Genomic DNA, 18,930 nt, shown 5'->3' with positions numbered 1-18,930 from the left:
GCAGAGTAAGGCTTACGTCTACCCGTCTTTTGCGGGCCACCAGCAGTAACTATAATGAATCCGGCCGAAAGCGACACAGGCCGACTGTTAATCTTTTGTCACGTAACTGCGAATTTTCATAAATAAACCGGTTACAACCAATTGATAACGCTAAAATTAGAACAAAAAAAAGCCGCAGCGTGAATACTGCGGCTTTTTCGTCACTTTGGAAATTATTGAGCGTTTGCTTCACGCTCTTCAATAAATGCCAGTGCCATCTTGATTCGAGCAACAACACGCTCCTGACCAATCAGGTTCATCACGGCATCAACTGATGGAGACTGACCGCCACCTGTTACTGCTACACGCAGCGGCATGCCGATTTTACCCATACCGATTTCCAGCTCAGCACACACATCCGCAATCACCTGGTGCAGCGCTTCGGTGTTCCACTCTGTCAGCGCTTCGATTTTGCTTAGTGCCAAAGCCAATGGCTCTTTTGCAACGCCGCGCAGGTGTTTCTTCGCCGCATCCGCATCGAACTCAGAGAAATCTTCGTAGAAGTAACGTGACTGCTGTGCCAGCTCAACCAGCGTATGGCAGCGCTCACCCACCAGCTTAACGATTTCAGCCAGAGCAGGACCGTTCGCTTGGTTGATGCCCTGATGGTCAAAATGCCATTCCAGGTGTTTAGCGACGTATTCAGGCTCTGAAGTCTTGATGTAGTGGTTGTTCAGCCACAACAGTTTGTCGGTGTTGAATGCCGACGCAGATTTTGAAATCGCGTTCAGGCTGAACAACTCAATCATCTCTTCACGCGAGAAGATCTCCTGATCGCCGTGACCCCAACCCAGACGTACCAAGTAGTTGATCAGAGCTTCTGGCAGGTAACCTTCGTCGCGGTATTGCATAACTGATACAGCGCCGTGACGCTTAGACAGTTTCGCGCCGTCATCGCCCAGAATCATTGCACAGTGTGCAAATGTCGGGATAGTGGCACCCATCGCTTTGTAGATGTTGATTTGGCGAGGTGTGTTGTTGATGTGGTCTTCACCACGGATGACGTGCGTGATACCCATATCCACGTCGTCAACCACAACACAGAAGTTGTAAGTTGGTGAACCGTCGGTACGACGAATGATCAAATCATCCATTTGGTCGTTACGGATTTCGATACGGCCACGGATTTGGTCATCAAAAACCACGCTGCCTTCTTTCGGGTTGCGGAAACGGATACAGCAAGGATCACCCTCTTTTGCCGCTTCGTTGACCGCTTTAATTTTCGGATGGTTCGCATCGTAGCGAGGCATCTCTTTGTTCGCTTCCTGCTCAGCACGGATTTCGTCCAGCAGGTCTTTTGGCGCGTAACATTTGTAGGCTTTGTCTTCAGCCAGCAGTTGCTCAACCACTTCGTTGTAACGATCAAAACGTTTTGTTTGGTAGTAAGGACCTTCATCCCAGTCCAGACCCAGCCAAGTCATCCCTTCCAGGATGGCGTCCACTGCTGCCTGAGTCGAACGCTCTAGGTCAGTGTCTTCAATACGCAGTACAAATTCACCGCCTTGGCTTTTCGCGTAGAGCCAAGAGTAAAGTGCGGTACGAGCACCACCTACGTGAAGATAGCCAGTCGGGCTAGGAGCAAAACGAGTTTTAACCGTCATTATGATTTACCTTTATCAGAAACGTCTGCCGAGAGTTCAGCACGAGCGAAATTTTGGGCAGTATTCTAGCACCCACATCTCCCATATCACAACGTTGATTCAACATATTAGCACCACCTTTTCCCGCTACTGACAGCAAGAAATTCTGCAATCGCTGCCCAAGGCTTGACCTTGCCGCAAGGGTAAGGTTTATCCTTTCTGACATAACGTCTTGGAGGGAAGAAACATGAGCCACTTTGCTTTACCTTTGTCCGGTTTAAATTGTATGGGCTGCGCGCGCAAACTGGAGCGCCAACTCAACGCCGACTTTACGGTTCAGATTCAAGACCTGTCCCCCACTTTTATCGAATTTGACGTAGATGCGCCACTCGATAGCGTGCTCGATAGTGTTGAATCATTGGGTTATGAAGCGGGTGAGTTACTGCACTTTGATTTGCAGGGGCTCAGCTGCGGCGGCTGTGTCAGCAAGCTGACCAAACAGCTCGAGCAGTCGGATCAGATTGCGCGTCTGACGGTCAGTAAGACGGCACTTTCTCTGCGTACATCATTAAGTGCCGAAGCCATCATCGCACTGGTGGCCGAAGTCGGTTATCAGGCGACGCTGCCTGACGAAGGCACAACAACGAACGAAGTCTCAGAACCAGAAACCTCGCCAGCGGGAATGACTGAGTCAATCACACCCGTTGCGACCGTTGAAGCCAAAGCACCAGCAATAAATGACACTCAAGTTAGTACACACTTACTGATCAAAGGCATGACCTGCGCCAGCTGTGTCTCTTCGGTCGAAAAAGCGCTCAGCTCAGTAGCGGGTGTGAGTAAAGCGCAGGTCAATCTGGCTGAGCAAAGTGCACTGGTCATCGCCGACCATGAAGTCAGCGCCGAGCTGGTCAACGCCGTCAAACAAGCGGGTTATCAGGCCGAACCGGTCGATGACCCAGCCGAGCAGCAACAAAAACAACAAGCGCAGCTCGAACAGGTACAAAAAGAGCACAAACGCAGCGCTATTCTCGGCCTGATCATTGGTGTGCCATTAATGGCCTGGGGCGTATTCGGTGGCAACATGATGATTCGAGCCACCAGCGATCAGCTCGCTTGGGGCGCTGTCGGGGTCTTGTGTCTGGTTCTGCTCGCCACCGCAGGACGCAGCTTCTTTGCCAACGCTTGGCAAGCACTCACTCACGGCCGCGCGACTATGGATACTCTGGTCGCCCTTGGTACAGGTGCCGCCTGGTTCTATTCGATGTTGGTGGTGCTGTTTCCCGGCTGGTTCCCGGATGCGGCTCGCCATGTCTATTTCGAAGCCACGGCGATGATCATCGGTTTGATCTCACTTGGTCACTACATTGAAGCCAAAGCCAAAGCGCGAACCACACAATCGCTGCAGGCGCTGATCAACCTGCAACCTCAACACGCCACACAAGTGACTGAAAGCGGAGACCGCATCATCGCGGTAGAACAAATCACGCTTGGTATGACGTTGCGAGTCAAGCCCGGAGAGAAATCGCCGGTCGATGGCAAAGTATTGCAAGGGGAATCTTACGTCGATGAATCCATGCTGACCGGTGAACCGATTCCGGTACACAAAGCAGCTGGCGATTCAGTGTCGGCGGGGACAATTAACCAAGACGGAAGCCTGCTGATTGAAGCGACTGGCATCGGCTCACAAACCATGTTGGCGCGCATTATTCAGATGGTGCGTCAGGCGCAGAGCAGCAAACCGGCGATTGCCAAAATGGCCGACCAAATCTCCGCGGTCTTCGTACCAACGGTGGTCGCAATTGCCGTCATTGCCGCAGCCGTGTGGTTCTGGGTTGGGCCAGATCCGAAAGCAAGTTATATGCTGGTCATTGCCACCACGGTACTGATTATCGCCTGCCCTTGTGCTCTGGGTTTGGCGACCCCACTTTCGGTCACCGTCGGGGTGGGTAAAGCCGCAGAAATGGGCATTCTGATCCGTGATGCCAACGTGTTGCAAACCGCCAGTCAGATTGACACTGTTGTGTTTGATAAAACCGGTACGCTGACCGAAGGCAAACCCGTCGTGCAGCAAGTGGTCACCTATGGCATTGACGAAGCGGAACTGCTGAGCCTGACCGTGGCGCTGGAACAACACTCAGAGCACCCACTGGCCAAAGCCATCATTCAGCACGCCAGCGAATTGTCGATTGCGCCTGTTGCGATTACCCAGTTCGAAAATCTGCGCGGCAAAGGCCTGCAAGCGCAATATATGGATCATTCAATTCAGATTGGTTCACTGGATCACTTCACGCACCTTGGCGTCAATCTGCAAGGAGCCGAAACCGACATGCAGCGTTTTGCCGAGCAAGCATGGACACCAGTTGCTGTTGCCCGCGATGGTCGCCTGATTGGTTTGATTGGTATTGCCGATCCCGTGAAAGAGAGCGCGATTAAAGCCGTGCACGCGCTGAATGAGTCGGGGATTCGCACTGTGATGCTGACTGGCGACCACCTGAGTGTGGCCGAGGCGATAGCCAAACAGTTGGGCATCCAACAGGTCATCGCACAAGTGCTACCGGATGAAAAAGCGCAGCATATCGAAACCTTACAGAGCCAGGGACGACGCGTGGCAATGATTGGTGATGGCATCAACGATGCGCCTGCACTGGCTCAGGCGGATATCGGTATCGCCATGGGCAGCGGCAGTGACGTTGCGATCGAAAGCGCGCAGATGACGCTGCTCAACTCCTCACCGCTGTCTGTGGTGAGTGCGATAGAGCTGTCCAAAGCCACCGTGAAAAACATGAAACAGAATCTGTTGGGTGCCTTTATCTACAACACGTTAGGCATTCCGATTGCTGCAGGCGTGCTCTACCCGGCGTTTGGATTTTTGCTCAGCCCGGTCGTTGCCGGTGCAGCAATGGCGCTGTCTTCCATTACGGTCGTCAGCAATGCCAACCGACTGCGTTTGGTGAAAACCCGTTTTCACTCCTAATGTTGTCGTATTGCTCTGGTCCATCTGCACATGCATTGGGCCGGGGCCCACTCAAACAATCCGCTTATTTAAGAGGCTTATTATGAAAACATCATCTCTCGGCATTGCGCTGCTAGCGGTTCTTTCCAGTCAGGCATTTGCCACTGATGTGATTAACCACAAATCTCCTTACTGCGGTTGCTGCGGCGAATGGGGCAAGCATATGGAAGAACAAGGATTTACGGTTAAAGAAGTGCTGCATAAAGACATGAATGGCATTAAACAAAAGCTGGGTATCACGCCTGAACTGGCTTCCTGCCATACTGCCGAAATCGACGGTTATGTGTTCGAAGGCCACATTCCGGCCGAAGACATTAAAGCGTTTCTCGCTAACCCGCCGAAAAATGCCGTTGGCTTAGCCGTACCGGGGATGCCAATGGGTTCGCCGGGCATGGAATACGGCGACCAGAAAGATGCTTACGTGGTGTATGCCTTTAACGAAAAAGGCCAGGTGTTCAAATACCGCCAATATCAGGGCAAGATGTAAACACCGCCGTTGAGCAAAATAAAAGGCCTCCCATTCGGGAGGCCTTTGTCGTTTCAATTACCGCCTTAATTTAGCGTCGTTATACGGCTGGCTCGTTCACCGCTTGCCGAAAGCGAACGAATCCAAACTTTACCAGCCACCGCAGGGGCTTTCGCGGCGTCATAGTTCAACCACGTTTCACCATCCAGCGAGTACTGCAGAGTCACCCCCGGGAATTGAACGTTCATGGCCAAATGTCCGTTCTCGATTGTCGCCCCGGGAACAGGGAGGCGGTAATCAATGCCCGATTTCTCCAGTTTCGCCAGTTCACGCTGGCCAAGGATGTTAGCGAATCGGTTCCAGTCTGCATTCAGCGCATTGCGATTCACCTGTTTCGTGTCTTGTGAGTATTCCACACCCACTTTGTAGTCGTTCTCCCATGAGGCTCGGTGCCATGCACGCTCTGCTGCTGCCAGCACGCGTGGGAAGACCATGTATTCATACTGCTCGTCGCTGCGCACGATTTCCGACCACAACTGAGCAGACAGGCCATAGAAAGGTTTACCGCTGAACTCCCCTTTGCCACTGAAGCCGTTACCATCGCGATCCACTGACGTTTCAGCATTTTGCGGCAAGTTTTCCGGTGCAAAACCAAACAGCTTGCGGGTATCGGTCGCACGGGTTGCCCAGTAGTAGCCGCTCTCTTTCGGGTCAACTTCGTACGGCATGTCCATGTAGACATAGTCCGGGTTGGAAACAATCACGTCGTAGCCTTTCTGCGCGTATTCGTAGGCAGAAGACGTGCCGCCCCAGTACAGTACATCCCAGAAGTTAACGCGGGTTGATTCGGTCGCAAACGAGTTGGCACCGTCACTGTGTTTCAGGCCATCTTGCCATGCCTGGAAATGAGGAATACCGTGTTTCACCACTTGCTTCGATACCTGCTCAGCAAAGTGGCTTGGCAGATGCTCAAAGTCACTCACTGCGCCGCTGGCGATCAATGCCTGACACTGCGGAGACTTGGCAAACGGTTTATCCTGTTGCGACAGGTCAATATTCCCTTTCCAGCTCACTTTGTCGGTCGCATTGATATCCTGGAATCCGGCGCCTAATTTGATGTTCTTCGCTTCATCACCGCCAAAATGCCAGGTCGTCAGCGGCATCCCCGCTTCCTGATGCATTGCGGCCACTTCGGCGATCACTTTGTCGACAAAGCGCTCTGAGGAATCAAGACAAGGGTTAATAAAGCTCTGGCGATTGTAGAACTGCACCGTTGTCACGTTAGATGTATCGTTTGGATCCATCAGACGGTATTGATTTGCAGCCGCCTCATCGCCTTCTTTCATCAGGCGCTGGTAGCGGGCTTCCATTGAGACCACCGCTGCACGCGCATGTGCCGGCATATCAATTTCCGGAATCACTTCGATGTGACGTGCTTTCGCGTATTTCAGGATCTCAACGTAATCGGCCTTGCTGAAGTACCCGGAACCAAAGTTAGAACTATCCGGACCAGAGCCCAGCTGTGGAAGTACACACTCAGTCTCACTCAAATCAAAGCAGCGCTGTGAGCCGATATCGGTCAATTCTGGCAGACCCGGAATTTCGATACGCCAGCCTTCATCATCCGTCAGGTGCAGGTGAAGTTTATTCATTTTGTACGCGGCCATCTGATCCAGTGTTGCGAGAATCGCCTGTTTGGAATGGAAGTTACGCGCCACATCGACCATCACGCCGCGGTAAGCAAAGCGCGGTGCATCTTTCACGCTCACCAGCGGTAGCTGCTCAGCCTGATTGCTATCTACCAGCCCTAACACTGACTGCATGGCATAAAACACACCCGCCTCGTCAAAGGCACGAATGATGATTGCTTTTGGCGTCACTTGCAGAGTGTAAGCGCCGGATTTGGCCATCTCGCCTTTAAATGAAGCAGGATCAACACGCACATCCGTGGCAAGCTTACCGGTCAGGTTCACCCCTAACAGATTCGCTCGCTCCGTCAGCGCTGCATTTTGCGCCGAGTCCAACACCTGGTTGTTCCATGCGATACCGTCGGCAATCGACACGGAACCGGATTGCGCCGTGATGTGCGACGGAGTCGGGATCAACGCGGCGGAAACGTCTTGCAGTGCCACGTCCTGGTTTTTGGCAAAGCGGGTCGCGGCAGTGGCGAAGATATTGTTGTCGCCAGGCGTACGCTTCAGGTTATCCCCTTCCAGACCGCTGACGAACTGAGACACTTGCTCGGTATCCAGCGAGACAATACGTTTTGGCTCGGCATCGGGTGCGGTGACGAAGGCCCCCGGCAGGAAATCAGTTTCAAACAGTTGCCAGTATTCGCCCGTCAAAGGCAACACCACGGTTTCGCCCGCGGCAAAGCCATCAAACTTCTCGGTTGGTTCCAGCTTGTGCAGATCACCCGTGACACGAGTAATTTTGAACTGGTCGTTGTCGACATTCAGGATCAGTCGAATACTGTGGAAATAGATCGCCCAATCTTTGGAATTGACCGCATCCCCCTGATTCACCAGAGTCATATTCACCTGATTACAAGAAGCCCATTCAGCACCCAGATCCTGACACGCCAAACCATCGTCCGCACCATGATTAGTGACAACGGTGTAGTGAACATCCAGATTATCCGCCAACGAATTCACCACAGATTGAGACGACGAATTCATCGCCGAACAGCCTGCCAGTGTTGCGACTACCGCAACCGCAATCATACTTTTCTTCAACATGATAACTTACCCTACTCACTTGATGAGAAACGCACAACCGATAAGAAACCAACCCGGGTGCTTCCTTTCATCTCTCAATACGACATCGGCCAACGGCCATACCTAACAAACAGCGTCACCATATCGTGAGTTATTTTTTAGCGTAAAATTATTCATCAAAGGCAGTGATCCCGTTCAAGTTTTAGATTTATAGATAAAAATAAAAATCCAAATATCAATAACTTAATCATTACGTCAAAATCGACAGTTCTAATTTAACGAGAATATTGGAAGAAAAATCACGCACTTTGAGCTGCATTTCACCCTGTGGGGTGAGTTGCATCACATTCTCTTTACCGCCAGAAAGGGGGTGGATGCCATGACAAAAAGGAATCTGTGAAGTGTGTCGAACGATTTTATTCGTCAAATTCGTCTAAAGTTCTTTAAAGTAACGTTTTTAGCGTCGTATTTTCGCAACGAAAAGGAATTGAAATGCACCGAATCACTCGCGGGATTATTGGGCTCATCTGGTTATTTGCATCGGCATTGCATGCCGAACCGCTCTACTGGCAAGCAACAAACGGTTCATTGCAAATCACGTTGTTGGGCGCTATCCACGTGGGAGCGCCTTCTATGTACCCTTTACCTAAACCCATTTACAAAGCGCTCAATCAAGCTGATGGCCTGATCATTGAAGCCGATGTCAGAAAGGATCAGAACGTCGTTTATCCGCAGAATCAACCCAGTAGCAAGCAAGTACTGACTAAAGAACAATTGTTTATGCTGGATAAAATCGCCAAACAACTGGAGTTAGAGCCACTCGGTTTACGTCAGGCACCGCCATGGCAATCAGCCCTGTCGATTCAGTTTCGCCAGCTTCAGCAGCTCGGCTTCAACCCTGGAGAAGGCGTCGATTTAACCCTGATGTACAAAGCGACCGCCAATAACATTGCCGTCATTCCGCTCGAAACGGTCCAGTTTCAAATTGATGCATTGACACGCCAGCCGGATGCGGGAAAAGAAATGTTGACTGAAATCATTGATGACTGGGAAAAAAGTGAAGCAATGACCCGCTGCATGATAGACAGTTGGGTTGCTGGCGATCAGCAGAATCTGGAAAATATGATGAAGCTGAACGAATACTCCAATGAGCTGGAGCAAACGTTGGTGACCAACCGCAATCGCGATTGGGTCAATAAGCTCACCTCCGGCCAGTTCCTGCCCAATCCGAATGGCCGCTACCTGATGGTGGTCGGCGCTTTGCATCTGGTTGGCCACGACAATGTGCTCGAACTCCTGAGCCAAAGAGGCTTTACCGTTACCCGCCTCAATCAGGCAAAAAAAGCGGGCTGCCAGTTCTACTAACACCAAAGCAATATATAAACCTCCACAGACATTGAGGTTTATATATAGAAAATAATAAATGCCAAATACGAAAAAGCCCCAGCATTGCTGCTGAGGCCTTAAATAGGGTCGGTGAAGAGGAATTCGATCGGACTGGCGTTCCAGCCCACGACCAAAGTCGCTACCCCGCCAAGCTGAAACGCCAAATACGAAAAAGCCCCAGCATTGCTGCTGAGGCTTTAAATAGGGTCGGTGAAGAGGTATTCGATCGGACTGGCGCTCCAGCCCACGACCAAAGTTGCGCCCCCTGCCAAGCTGAAACGCCAAATACGAAAAAGCCCCAGCATTGCTGCTGAGGCCTTAAATAGGGTCGGTGAAGAGGGATTCGATCGGACTGGTGCTCCAGCCCACGACCAAAATCGCTGCCCCGCCAAACGGAAACGCCACAAACGAAAAAGCCCCAGCATTGCTGCTGAGGCCTTAAATATGGTCGGTGAAGAGGGATTCGAACCCCCGACCCTCTGGTCCCAAACCAGATGCGCTACCAAACTGCGCTATTCACCGAGAACGCTGGGTATATTACGGATTCTGTTTCGTGACGCAAGTGCTTTCCATGAAATTTTTTCGAAACACTGCTCGTTCGCCTAAAACTCAATCAACCACGTAAAAAATGTGACTAAATACACACCAACGTAAACATTCTGGCAACCTATGCAACACAATTGATCCAGATCAGTGTCGTCATGCTGAGCAACTTTTACCTTAGCCCTGTCTTCGAACGCTTTGGAGGAAACATGGACTTTTGGCTGGATCTCCTATTTGGTAATGCTGTGGGGCTATCATCAATGATAGTAATCTTTGGCGCTTTGGGTCTTATGCTGTTTTACGGCGGTTTCTTCGTCTACAAAGTCATGAACGACAAATCTCCTCACTAGATCGCTTAGCACCTATTGAAAAATAGAGTGACGCTATGCACCGGAGTAGATTACTTGTCTACTCCGGTTTTTTATTGCCTGTAAATGATCATATTGTCCGTTCGGTAGGTATAATTCCGGCATTCCACCGCTATTTCGAGATGCCATTATGTCTCAGGATGATTTCGATCTGTTCCAGCAGATGATGGGCGATGTTAAACCCATCAAACACGATACCGCTGAACTCAAGAAAAACTACAGCGTGAGTGAAGCTCAGTTAGCAAAACGAGAAGCTGCCGTTAGCCTCTCTGACGGCGACCCGGATTATCTGTCTATCGATCACGCGCCGATGATAAAACCGGACGATTTGATTGAGTTCAAACGCGACGGCGTTCAGGACGGGGTATATCGTAAACTGCGTCTGGGCAAATACCCGATTCAAGCCCGATTGGATCTACACCGCAAAACGCTAAAAGAAGCCCGGGATGAAGTGGTTTCCTTCCTCAAACAATGCATGACCATGGATATTCGGACGGTGATGATCGTACATGGCCGTGGTGAGAAATCGAATCCCCCCGCATTGATGAAGAGCTTTGTTGCCAACTGGCTGAGCCAGATTCAGGACGTACAATGCGCGCACAGTGCGCAGCGCTTTCATGGTGGCAGCGGCGCCGTGTACATTCTGCTGAAAAAAAGCGCGGATAAGAAAAATGAAAACCGCGAGCGCCACCAGAAACGACTTGGCTGAAGCGGGTTAACTGGTACAATGCGCGCTCTTTCGGCAGCAAACCTGCCTATTTATTAGCCATTCCGTTGTGAAACGTTAGGAGAACCTATGTCGCAATCAACCGAAAAACGTTTGAACAAATACATCAGTGAAACTGGATTTTGTTCTCGCCGCGAAGCAGACAAGCTGATCGAACAAGGTCGCGTGACCATTAACGGCCAGTTACCAGAGATGGGCACCAAAGTGACCGATAATGACGAGGTGTGCATCGACGATAAACCTGTGCGCAGCAAAGAAAAGCCAGTCTATATTGCACTGAATAAACCCACCGGTATTACCTGTACCACGGAACGTGACATTCCGGGCAACATCGTGGATTTCATCGGTCACCACAAACGTATTTTTCCCATTGGGCGTCTGGATAAACCATCAGATGGCCTGATTTTTCTCACCAATGATGGCGACATTGTCAACAAGATCCTGCGCGCCGGCAATAACCACGAAAAAGAGTACGTGGTGCGTGTTGATAAACCCGTGACACCAGACTTTATCAAACAGATGTCTTCCGGAGTCAACATTCTCGACACTGTAACTCTGCCATGTAAAGTGACGCAGGAAACCAAATTCTCATTTCGCATCGTACTGACTCAGGGTCTCAACCGTCAGATTCGTCGTATGTGTGAAGCACTGGGTTACGAAGTCTTCAAGCTGCGCCGTGTACGCATCATGAACATTTCACTCGATGGGATTCCAAACGGTAAGTGGCGCTATCTGACCGACGCAGAAGTCGCAGAAATTCTGGCAATGTGTGAAGATTCAAGCGGTACGGAAGAGGCATCACGCGTTGACAGCAAGGGCGCACGTATTCGCAAAGCGACCGATGCCAAGCTGTTTGACAGCCGTGAAGAGAACCAAACCTCAAAAGCACGTCGTAACCCGAAAACTTTCCGCGGCCACAATGCTGACGAATTTCGTCATGCGCCGAATTCCAAGAAAGGCAAAGGGCGCACTGATCGTTCCGAACACAGCCGCACTGAGCGAAAACCAAAGACATTTGTTTCTCATGCCGCGGGCAAACCGAACGGTAAACCTGCTGCCGATCGTAAAGGCGGCACACTGAGCCTGAAGAAATAAATCGTAGTTAAAGAAAAAGGGAGCATTACGCTCCCTTTTTACTTTCTGTCACTCAAGCTATTACTTGGTACCGAAGATTTTATCGCCGGCGTCGCCAAGACCAGGAACGATGTAACCTTTGTCGTTCAGCTTCTTATCGATCGCTGCCGTATACAGTTCTACGTCCGGGTGCGCCTTTTCCAGCGCTTCGATACCTTCAGGGGCCGCCACCAGAACCAGTACTTTGATTTGGTTGCAGCCTTTTTCTTTCAGCAGGTCGATGGTCGCAATCATAGAACCACCCGTTGCCAGCATTGGGTCAACCACCAGCGCAATACGCTCTTCGATGTTGGATGCCAGCTTGTTGAAGTAAGGAACGGGTTCCAGCGTTTCTTCATCACGGTAGATACCCACCACACTGATACGAGCGCTTGGAATGTGTTCCAGTACGCCATCCATCATGCCAAGGCCTGCACGCAGAATTGGCACAACTGTGACTTTTTTACCTTTGATTTGGTCAACTTCAACCGGGCCGTTCCAGCCTTCGATGGTCACTTTCTCAGTTTCAAAATCCGAAGTTGCTTCATAAGTTAGCAGGCTACCGACTTCGGTTGCTAACTCACGAAAACGTTTTGTGCTGATATCACCTTCTCGCATCAGGCCAATTTTATGTTTCACTAGAGGGTGTTTAACTTCAACAACTTTCATTTCCATCTCCGGCATAATTTAAACAAACCTTCGGATTATACACCTATTTCCCAGGCATGTTGACGTTTCTCCACCCTTTTTGCCTTACTTTGCCTGCATTTTGCCCGCTCAGTCGTTTGTAGCACGTCAATGTTATCGCCACTCATGCTCCAATCCGGCCAGAAGGCTCGTCTTTTCTGAGGGAAAACCCAGCAGGCTGTCAATAATATCTCCGCGAAAAGAGAACGAAAAAAACTGACGCAAACGTTTTCCTTTTTGATTTAAGCCCTGTAGAATAGCGCCGTTTTCATATCCAACTAGATCGAGGACTTTCCCCGTGAGCGGCAACAACACTTCTCTTAGCTACAAAGATGCAGGCGTAGATATCGATGCAGGCAATGCGCTTGTTGAACGAATTAAAGGTGCAGTAAAGCGTACTCGTCGCCCTGAGGTAATGGGTGGCATTGGTGGCTTTGGTGCATTGTGTGAACTCCCAACAAAATATAAACACCCTGTACTGGTATCAGGTACAGACGGTGTGGGCACTAAACTGCGTCTTGCTTTGGATATGAAAAAGCACGACACCATTGGTATCGATCTGGTAGCAATGTGTGTGAACGACCTAATCGTACAAGGTGCTGAGCCATTGTTCTTCCTGGACTACTACGCAACAGGCAAACTGGACGTCGACACTGCAGCTGACGTAGTATCTGGCATCGCAGACGGCTGTGTTCAGGCAGGTTGTGCACTGATTGGCGGCGAAACGGCTGAAATGCCTGGAATGTACGAAGGCGAAGATTACGACGTTGCTGGTTTCTGTGTCGGCGTAGTCGAAAAAGAAGACATCATTGATGGCAGCAAAGTAGCGGTTGGCGATGCATTGATCGCTGTCGGTTCAAGTGGCCCACACTCAAACGGTTACTCTCTGGTTCGTAAGATTCTGGAAGTATCGGGCGCAGATAAAAACGAAATGCTGGAAGGCAAAACCATCGGTGAACACCTTCTGAAACCAACCAAAATTTACATTCAATCTGGTTTAAAACTGATTGCTGAGCATGACATTCATGCGATTTCTCACATCACTGGCGGCGGCTTCTGGGAAAACATTCCTCGCGTTCTGCCACAAGGCACCAAAGCGGTGATCGACGGTAGCAGCTGGGAATGGCCGGTGATCTTCCAATGGCTGCAAGAGAAAGGCAACGTCAACACGCACGAAATGTACCGCACGTTCAACTGTGGCGTGGGTCTGGTGATTGCACTGCCAAAAGATCAAGCGCAAGCAGCGGTTGAACTTCTACAACAGGAAGGTGAAAACGCGTGGGTGATCGGTGAAATCGCAGCAGCTCAGGAAAACGAAGAGCAAGTAGAGATCAAATAATCCATGAAGAGTATTGTTGTTTTAGTTTCGGGAAATGGTTCCAATTTACAAGCGATTATCGATGCTTGTGAAACAAGTATTCATGATGGCAAAGTAACGGCTGTTTTTTCAAACAAAGCAACTGCTTATGGCTTAGAGCGAGCTAAACAAGCAGGGGCGGCTCCGGTCTTTATTGATCCGAAAGCGTATGAGACTCGTGATGCTTTCGATTACGCGTTAATGCAGCAGATCGATGAATATCAGCCGGACCTGATCGTGCTGGCTGGTTACATGCGAATTCTGAGTAATGAATTCGTTCGCCATTACCTTGGCCGCATGATTAACATCCACCCATCACTCCTGCCTAAGTACCCAGGCTTGAACACTTACCAGCGTGCGATTCACGCTGGTGATGAAGAGCATGGTACCAGCGTCCATTTCGTGACTGAGCAGCTTGATGGTGGCCCGGTGATTCTTCAGGCTCGAGTGCCTATTTTTGATGAAGACACCGTCGATACGCTGACCAAACGCGTTCAATCTCAGGAGCACCGCATCTACCCGCTGGTTACACAGTGGTTTGTTGAAGGGCGCCTGGAAATGAAAGAAGGCAAAGCGTATTTGGATGGCCAGCCGCTCGGCATACATGGTTATGCAGACGAATAAGTCTCACTGAACACAAAAAAGGGTTGATATCATATCAACCCTTTTTCTTTGTCTTTTTCGCTATTCCAGCGGCGCTTTCGGGGACTGATCACCCGGCCGACCAGGTACAAACTCAATATCATTGAGCATGCCAACATTGCTGTCGATCAGTTCACCGAAATGGAACAGGTTGTATTCGCCTGGCTTCATACGTTGCCAGACTTCATTACCAGTCAGTGGCTGAGTGGCAATCACCGACACCACGTCATTGGGTGTGGTTTCTTCCTGGAAGTTAATCTCGACATCTTCATCCAGCAACGCGGCATGGCCAAACGGGGCACGGCGAGTAATCCAGTAAAGATGATTGGTGCAATAGCTCATCACGTACTCACCATCCGACAGCAGCATATTAAATACGCCTTTCTCTCGTAATTGGTCACACAGCTTAGCGACGAAGGCAAACACCCCCGCCATATCCTGAGGAATATCCGGATAATGCTTTTCTAACTCATCCAGCAACCAACAGAATGCTGCTTCACTGTCTGTCTGCCCAACCGGGCGATGACGGCCTGACGGCAAATCCTGATAACCAGTGAGCTGGCCATTGTGGGCGAACGTCCAATAGCGTCCCCACAACTCTCGGGTAAACGGATGGGTATTTTCCAGATTGACACCGCCACGGTTCGCCTGACGAATGTGGCTGATCACCGCACAACTCTTGATAGGGTAATTCTGAACCAGCTCAGCAATTTTTGACTGACAACTCGGGGTGGGATCTTTAAAAGTGCGAAAGCCTTTACCTTCATAAAAGGTGATACCCCAACCATCACGGTGCGGGCCAGTACGGCCGCCGCGCTGCATTAAGCCGGTAAAACTGAAACAGATATCGGTAGGTACATTGGCGCTCATGCCGAGCAATTCACACATGGTTTAAGCCACTCCTTCATTAAACCACTTAGTCACTATAGCAGCCATCAGCCCCCCGGAAACGAGTTCCGGGGAAGCATGATTATTCCATCTCTTTTTCAATCAACTGAATCACGATGTGGATAATCTTGATGTGAATTTCCTGAATGCGGTCGGCGTAACCAAAGTGTGGAACACGAATTTCCACGTCCGCCAAACCCGCCATTTTACCACCATCTTTACCCGTCAGAGCGATGGTTTTCATGCCTTTCGCTTTGGCCGCTTCAATCGCTTTAAGGATGTTGCCTGAATTACCAGAAGTCGATAGGCCAAACAGTACGTCGCCTTTCGAGCCTACGGCTTCAACGTAGCGAGAGAATACGTAGTCATAGCCGAAATCGTTGCTCACGCAAGACAGATGGCTTGGGTCAGAAATCGCGATACCAGGGTAACCCGGACGGTTTTCACGGTAACGACCTGTCAGTTCTTCCGCAAAATGCATCGCATCACAGTGAGAACCACCATTACCGCAAGAGAGTACTTTACCGCCCTGTTTGAACGAGTCAGCAATCACTTTTGCTGCCGCTTCAATTTGTGCGATGTTGTGATCATCGCTCAGAAACTTGTTCAGAACGTCGGCAGCTTCGGTTAATTCACTTTTAATCAGATCCTGGTACATAGGTATTTTCTCTTTGTTAATCTGCTGGCAGACAAACTCTCGTAGAAAACAAGAGTTTCGTTAAGCTGAGTTTACCCAAACGATTTCCTCTGTCGATAGCCAGCGTCCAATCTTTGCAAGATTCGAACGCCGATCAAGCAGCAAAACTCTCGCTCAGAGCACAATTTAGAATTTTTGCTCTATTAAGATCACTTTTTAAGCACAGCAAGGTTTTACATTTTATTAATACTTTGATTACACTCTAACTGGTAAGACCACCCAATATGTAAATCAAATTCCGGTCTGAACAAGGATAAAAATATGGACATCTTGCTCTCAATCTTAGGTTTCGTGGTCGTGTTAAGCGGCTGCCTGTACCACAGAACCTCGTTAATGACTGCCCTAGCCGCGCTGACATTCACCATGCTGGTGCTGTCTCTGTTCGGCCCGGTAGGTATCATCGGCTGGGCGCTGTACCTGGCTGCAGTGGCCGTTTTGGCTGTACCGTCAATTCGTCAGAGCCTGATCAGTGGCAAAACACTGAAAGTTTTTAAGAAAGTCCTGCCTGCCATGTCGCAGACAGAAAAAGAGGCTCTCGATGCCGGCACCGTATGGTGGGAGGCAGAGCTGTTTAAAGGCAAGCCGGACTGGCAACAGCTGAGCAAAATCAAGGCACCGACCCTATCTGCGGAAGAGCAGGCTTTCCTTGATGGCCCGGTCAACGAAGTGTGTGCCATGGTGAGCGACTATCAGGTCACCCATGAACTGGCGGATCTTCCTCCGGAAGTGTGGCAATACCTGAAAGATCACAAGTTCTTCGCCATGATCATCAAGAAACAGTACGGTGGTCTGGAATTTTCGGCTTACGCGCAATCCTTGGTACTGCAAAAACTCACTGGCGTATCGGGCGTGCTGTCATCTACCGTCGGCGTGCCGAACTCTCTGGGCCCGGGTGAACTGCTGCAACATTACGGCACTGAAGAACAGAAAGATTACTATCTGCCACGTCTGGCCGAAGGCAAAGAGATTCCATGTTTTGCTCTGACCAGCCCGGAAGCGGGTTCCGATGCTGGCTCGATTCCGGATTACGGTATCGTTTGTAAAGGCGAATGGGAAGGCAAAGAAGTACTGGGTATGCGCCTGACCTGGAACAAACGCTACATCACGCTGGCACCCGTGGCGACCGTACTGGGTTTGGCATTCAAACTGCGTGACCCGGACGGACTGCTGGGTGAGCAAAAGGACATCGGTATTACCTGTGCTCTGATCCCAACCCATCTCAAAGGCGTGGAAATCGGTAACCGCCACTTCCCGCTGAACGTACCGTTCCAGAACGGTCCAACCCGCGCACAAGATCTGTTTGTGCCGCTGGATTTCATCATCGGTGGACCAGCCATGGCAGGCCAAGGCTGGCGTATGCTGGTGGAATGTCTGTCTGTAGGTCGCGGTATCACCTTACCGTCGAACTCAACTGGCGGCATCAAAAGCGCAGCCATGGCGACGGGTGCCTATGCCCGTATTCGCCGTCAGTTCAAACAGCCAATCGGCCACATGGAAGGGATTGAAGAGCCATTGGCACGTCTTGCTGGTAACGCTTATGTAATGGATGCGGCGAGCAACCTGACCGTTGCCGGGATTGATGCGGGTGAAAAACCATCGGTCATTTCAGCGATTGTGAAATACCACTGTACACATCGCGGCCAGCGTTCAATCATCGATGCTATGGATATTGTCGGCGGTAAAGGCATTTGTCTTGGTCCATCAAACTTCCTCGCTCGTGGTTACCAAGGTGCGCCGATTGCGATCACGGTAGAAGGGGCCAATATTCTGACCCGTTCCATGATCATCTTTGGCCAAGGTGCGATTCGCTGCCACCCTTACGTACTGAAAGAGATGGAAGCCGCCTATTCACAAAGTTCAGATGCGGTTGAACAATTTGATGCGGCTCTGGCTGGCCATGTCAGCTTCACCATGAGTAATCTGGTACGCAGTATTTGGTTTGGTCTGACCGACGGTTTCGGCTCAGCAGCACCAAGCAAGGATGCCACCAAACGCTACTACCAACAGCTCAACCGTTACAGTGCTAACCTCGCCCTGCTGGCCGACATTTCGATGGCGGTACTGGGTGGTTCATTGAAACGTAAAGAGCGCCTGTCAGCCCGTTTGGGTGATATTCTGAGCCAACTTTACCTGAGCTCAGCAACGCTGAAACGCTTTGAAAACGATGGCCGTCCGACTGAAGATTTGGCGCTGGTGCATTGGGGCCTGCAAGACAGTCTGAAACAGACTGAAGTGGCTATCGATGAGTTCCTGGCTAACTTCCCGAATAAGTTCATCGGCAAAGCACTGCGTGTTCTGATCATGCCATTTGGCCGCGTACGCAAAGCGCCAAACGACAAACTCGACAGCAAAGTAGCACAAATCATTCAAACGCCGAGTGCAACTCGTTCACGTATCGGTCGCCATCAGTACCTGGAACCAACAGCGCACAATGCGGTGGGCAAAATTGAACTGGCGCTGAATGTGATCCTGCAAGCGGAACCTGTGTTCGACAAAGTGTGTAAAGCGCTCAATGAACGTCGTCCGTTCACACGTCTGGACGAAGTTGCACAACTTGGTCTGGAGCAAAAACTGATCAGTGAACAGGAAGCAGAACTGCTGATTGAAGCTGAGCAACACCGCCTGTACACCATCAATGTTGACGATTTTGCACCGCAGGAACTGGCGGCAAAAAAGTCCCAACCCAAGCTGGTCGAGGTCGCGTAAC

At 50.4% G+C, this 18,930-nt stretch carries 14 protein-coding genes and 1 tRNA gene; 9 read left to right on the top strand and 6 right to left on the bottom strand.

Translation table 11 applies throughout. From position 1 onward, the window contains the following. Positions 1-212: 212 nt before the first annotated feature. A complete protein-coding gene (gene gltX / locus DYA43_RS02935; protein ID WP_020331706.1) occupies positions 213-1,640 on the bottom strand; it encodes a glutamate--tRNA ligase in 1,428 nt (475 codons plus the stop codon). A 226-nt stretch (positions 1,641-1,866) separates the two neighbouring features. Here gltX and DYA43_RS02930 point away from each other — a divergent pair, with 226 nt between their 5' ends. Both DYA43_RS02930 and DYA43_RS02925 read left to right on the top strand, forming a co-directional pair. After that, on the top strand, positions 1,867-4,593 hold the full coding sequence (locus tag DYA43_RS02930) for a heavy metal translocating P-type ATPase (RefSeq protein WP_061056214.1): 2,727 nt from the start codon (positions 1,867-1,869) through the stop codon (positions 4,591-4,593). An 82-nt stretch (positions 4,594-4,675) separates the two neighbouring features. Then, entirely contained in the window at positions 4,676-5,119 is a 444-nt protein-coding gene (locus DYA43_RS02925; protein WP_020331704.1) for a DUF411 domain-containing protein, read from the top strand. A gap of 65 nt (positions 5,120-5,184) precedes the next feature. On the opposite strand, the gene DYA43_RS02920 is transcribed toward DYA43_RS02925, so the two are convergent. Continuing rightward, positions 5,185-7,836 carry a beta-N-acetylhexosaminidase gene (locus DYA43_RS02920; RefSeq protein ID WP_061056213.1) on the bottom strand — a complete coding sequence of 884 codons (2,652 nt, stop codon included), beginning with the start codon at positions 7,834-7,836 and terminating at the stop codon, positions 5,185-5,187. Between the two features lie 471 nt (positions 7,837-8,307). Here DYA43_RS02920 and DYA43_RS02915 point away from each other — a divergent pair, with 471 nt between their 5' ends. Next, positions 8,308-9,180, top strand: coding sequence for a TraB/GumN family protein (locus DYA43_RS02915; RefSeq protein WP_225869424.1), 873 nt, complete (start codon positions 8,308-8,310; stop codon positions 9,178-9,180). A gap of 466 nt (positions 9,181-9,646) precedes the next feature. Here the strand turns inward: DYA43_RS02915 and DYA43_RS02910 are convergent. After that, positions 9,647-9,723: transfer RNA gene (locus tag DYA43_RS02910), tRNA-Pro, on the bottom strand. Positions 9,724-9,953: 230 nt separating this feature from the next. On the opposite strand from DYA43_RS02910, the gene DYA43_RS02905 reads away from it, so the two are divergent. The 3 genes from DYA43_RS02905 to rluF all read left to right on the top strand — a co-directional run bounded on the left by DYA43_RS02905 (position 9,954) and on the right by rluF (position 11,934). Next, entirely contained in the window at positions 9,954-10,094 is a 141-nt protein-coding gene (locus DYA43_RS02905) for a DUF3149 domain-containing protein (protein ID WP_004724828.1), read from the top strand. Positions 10,095-10,242: 148 nt separating this feature from the next. Continuing rightward, positions 10,243-10,821, top strand: a complete 579-nt coding sequence (gene smrA, locus DYA43_RS02900) for a DNA endonuclease SmrA (RefSeq protein ID WP_061056212.1) — start codon at positions 10,243-10,245, stop codon at positions 10,819-10,821. Positions 10,822-10,908: 87 nt separating this feature from the next. Next, on the top strand, positions 10,909-11,934 hold the full coding sequence (gene rluF, locus DYA43_RS02895) for a 23S rRNA pseudouridine(2604) synthase RluF (RefSeq protein WP_055452175.1): 1,026 nt from the start codon (positions 10,909-10,911) through the stop codon (positions 11,932-11,934). A gap of 60 nt (positions 11,935-11,994) precedes the next feature. Here rluF and upp read toward each other — a convergent pair whose 3' ends face one another. Next, positions 11,995-12,621, bottom strand: a complete 627-nt coding sequence (upp, locus tag DYA43_RS02890; RefSeq protein ID WP_024373315.1) for a uracil phosphoribosyltransferase — start codon at positions 12,619-12,621, stop codon at positions 11,995-11,997. Positions 12,622-12,937: 316 nt separating this feature from the next. Here upp and purM point away from each other — a divergent pair, with 316 nt between their 5' ends. Continuing rightward, positions 12,938-13,978: a phosphoribosylformylglycinamidine cyclo-ligase gene (purM, locus tag DYA43_RS02885; RefSeq protein WP_055452174.1), complete on the top strand. Its 1,041-nt coding sequence runs from the start codon at positions 12,938-12,940 to the stop codon at positions 13,976-13,978. 3 nt (positions 13,979-13,981) lie between these two features. Then, a complete protein-coding gene (gene purN / locus DYA43_RS02880) occupies positions 13,982-14,620 on the top strand; it encodes a phosphoribosylglycinamide formyltransferase (protein ID WP_020331695.1) in 639 nt (212 codons plus the stop codon). Between the two features lie 60 nt (positions 14,621-14,680). Here the strand turns inward: purN and DYA43_RS02875 are convergent, their stop codons facing one another. Together DYA43_RS02875 and lpcA are read right to left on the bottom strand one after the other, a co-directional pair. Next, on the bottom strand, positions 14,681-15,526 hold the full coding sequence (locus tag DYA43_RS02875) for a class II glutamine amidotransferase (RefSeq protein ID WP_020331694.1): 846 nt from the start codon (positions 15,524-15,526) through the stop codon (positions 14,681-14,683). Between the two features lie 82 nt (positions 15,527-15,608). Then, on the bottom strand, positions 15,609-16,184 hold the full coding sequence (gene lpcA / locus DYA43_RS02870) for a D-sedoheptulose 7-phosphate isomerase (protein ID WP_020331693.1): 576 nt from the start codon (positions 16,182-16,184) through the stop codon (positions 15,609-15,611). Positions 16,185-16,484: 300 nt separating this feature from the next. Between lpcA and fadE the strand changes: the two genes are divergently transcribed. Further along, positions 16,485-18,929, top strand: coding sequence for an acyl-CoA dehydrogenase FadE (fadE, locus tag DYA43_RS02865; protein WP_020331692.1), 2,445 nt, complete (start codon positions 16,485-16,487; stop codon positions 18,927-18,929). Position 18,930 lies beyond the last annotated feature (1 nt).

The sequence above is a fragment of the Vibrio fluvialis genome (genome assembly GCF_900460245.1).
Classification (GTDB): Bacteria; Pseudomonadota; Gammaproteobacteria; order Enterobacterales; family Vibrionaceae; genus Vibrio; species Vibrio fluvialis.
This window is presented reverse-complemented; position numbering and strand designations above follow the sequence as displayed.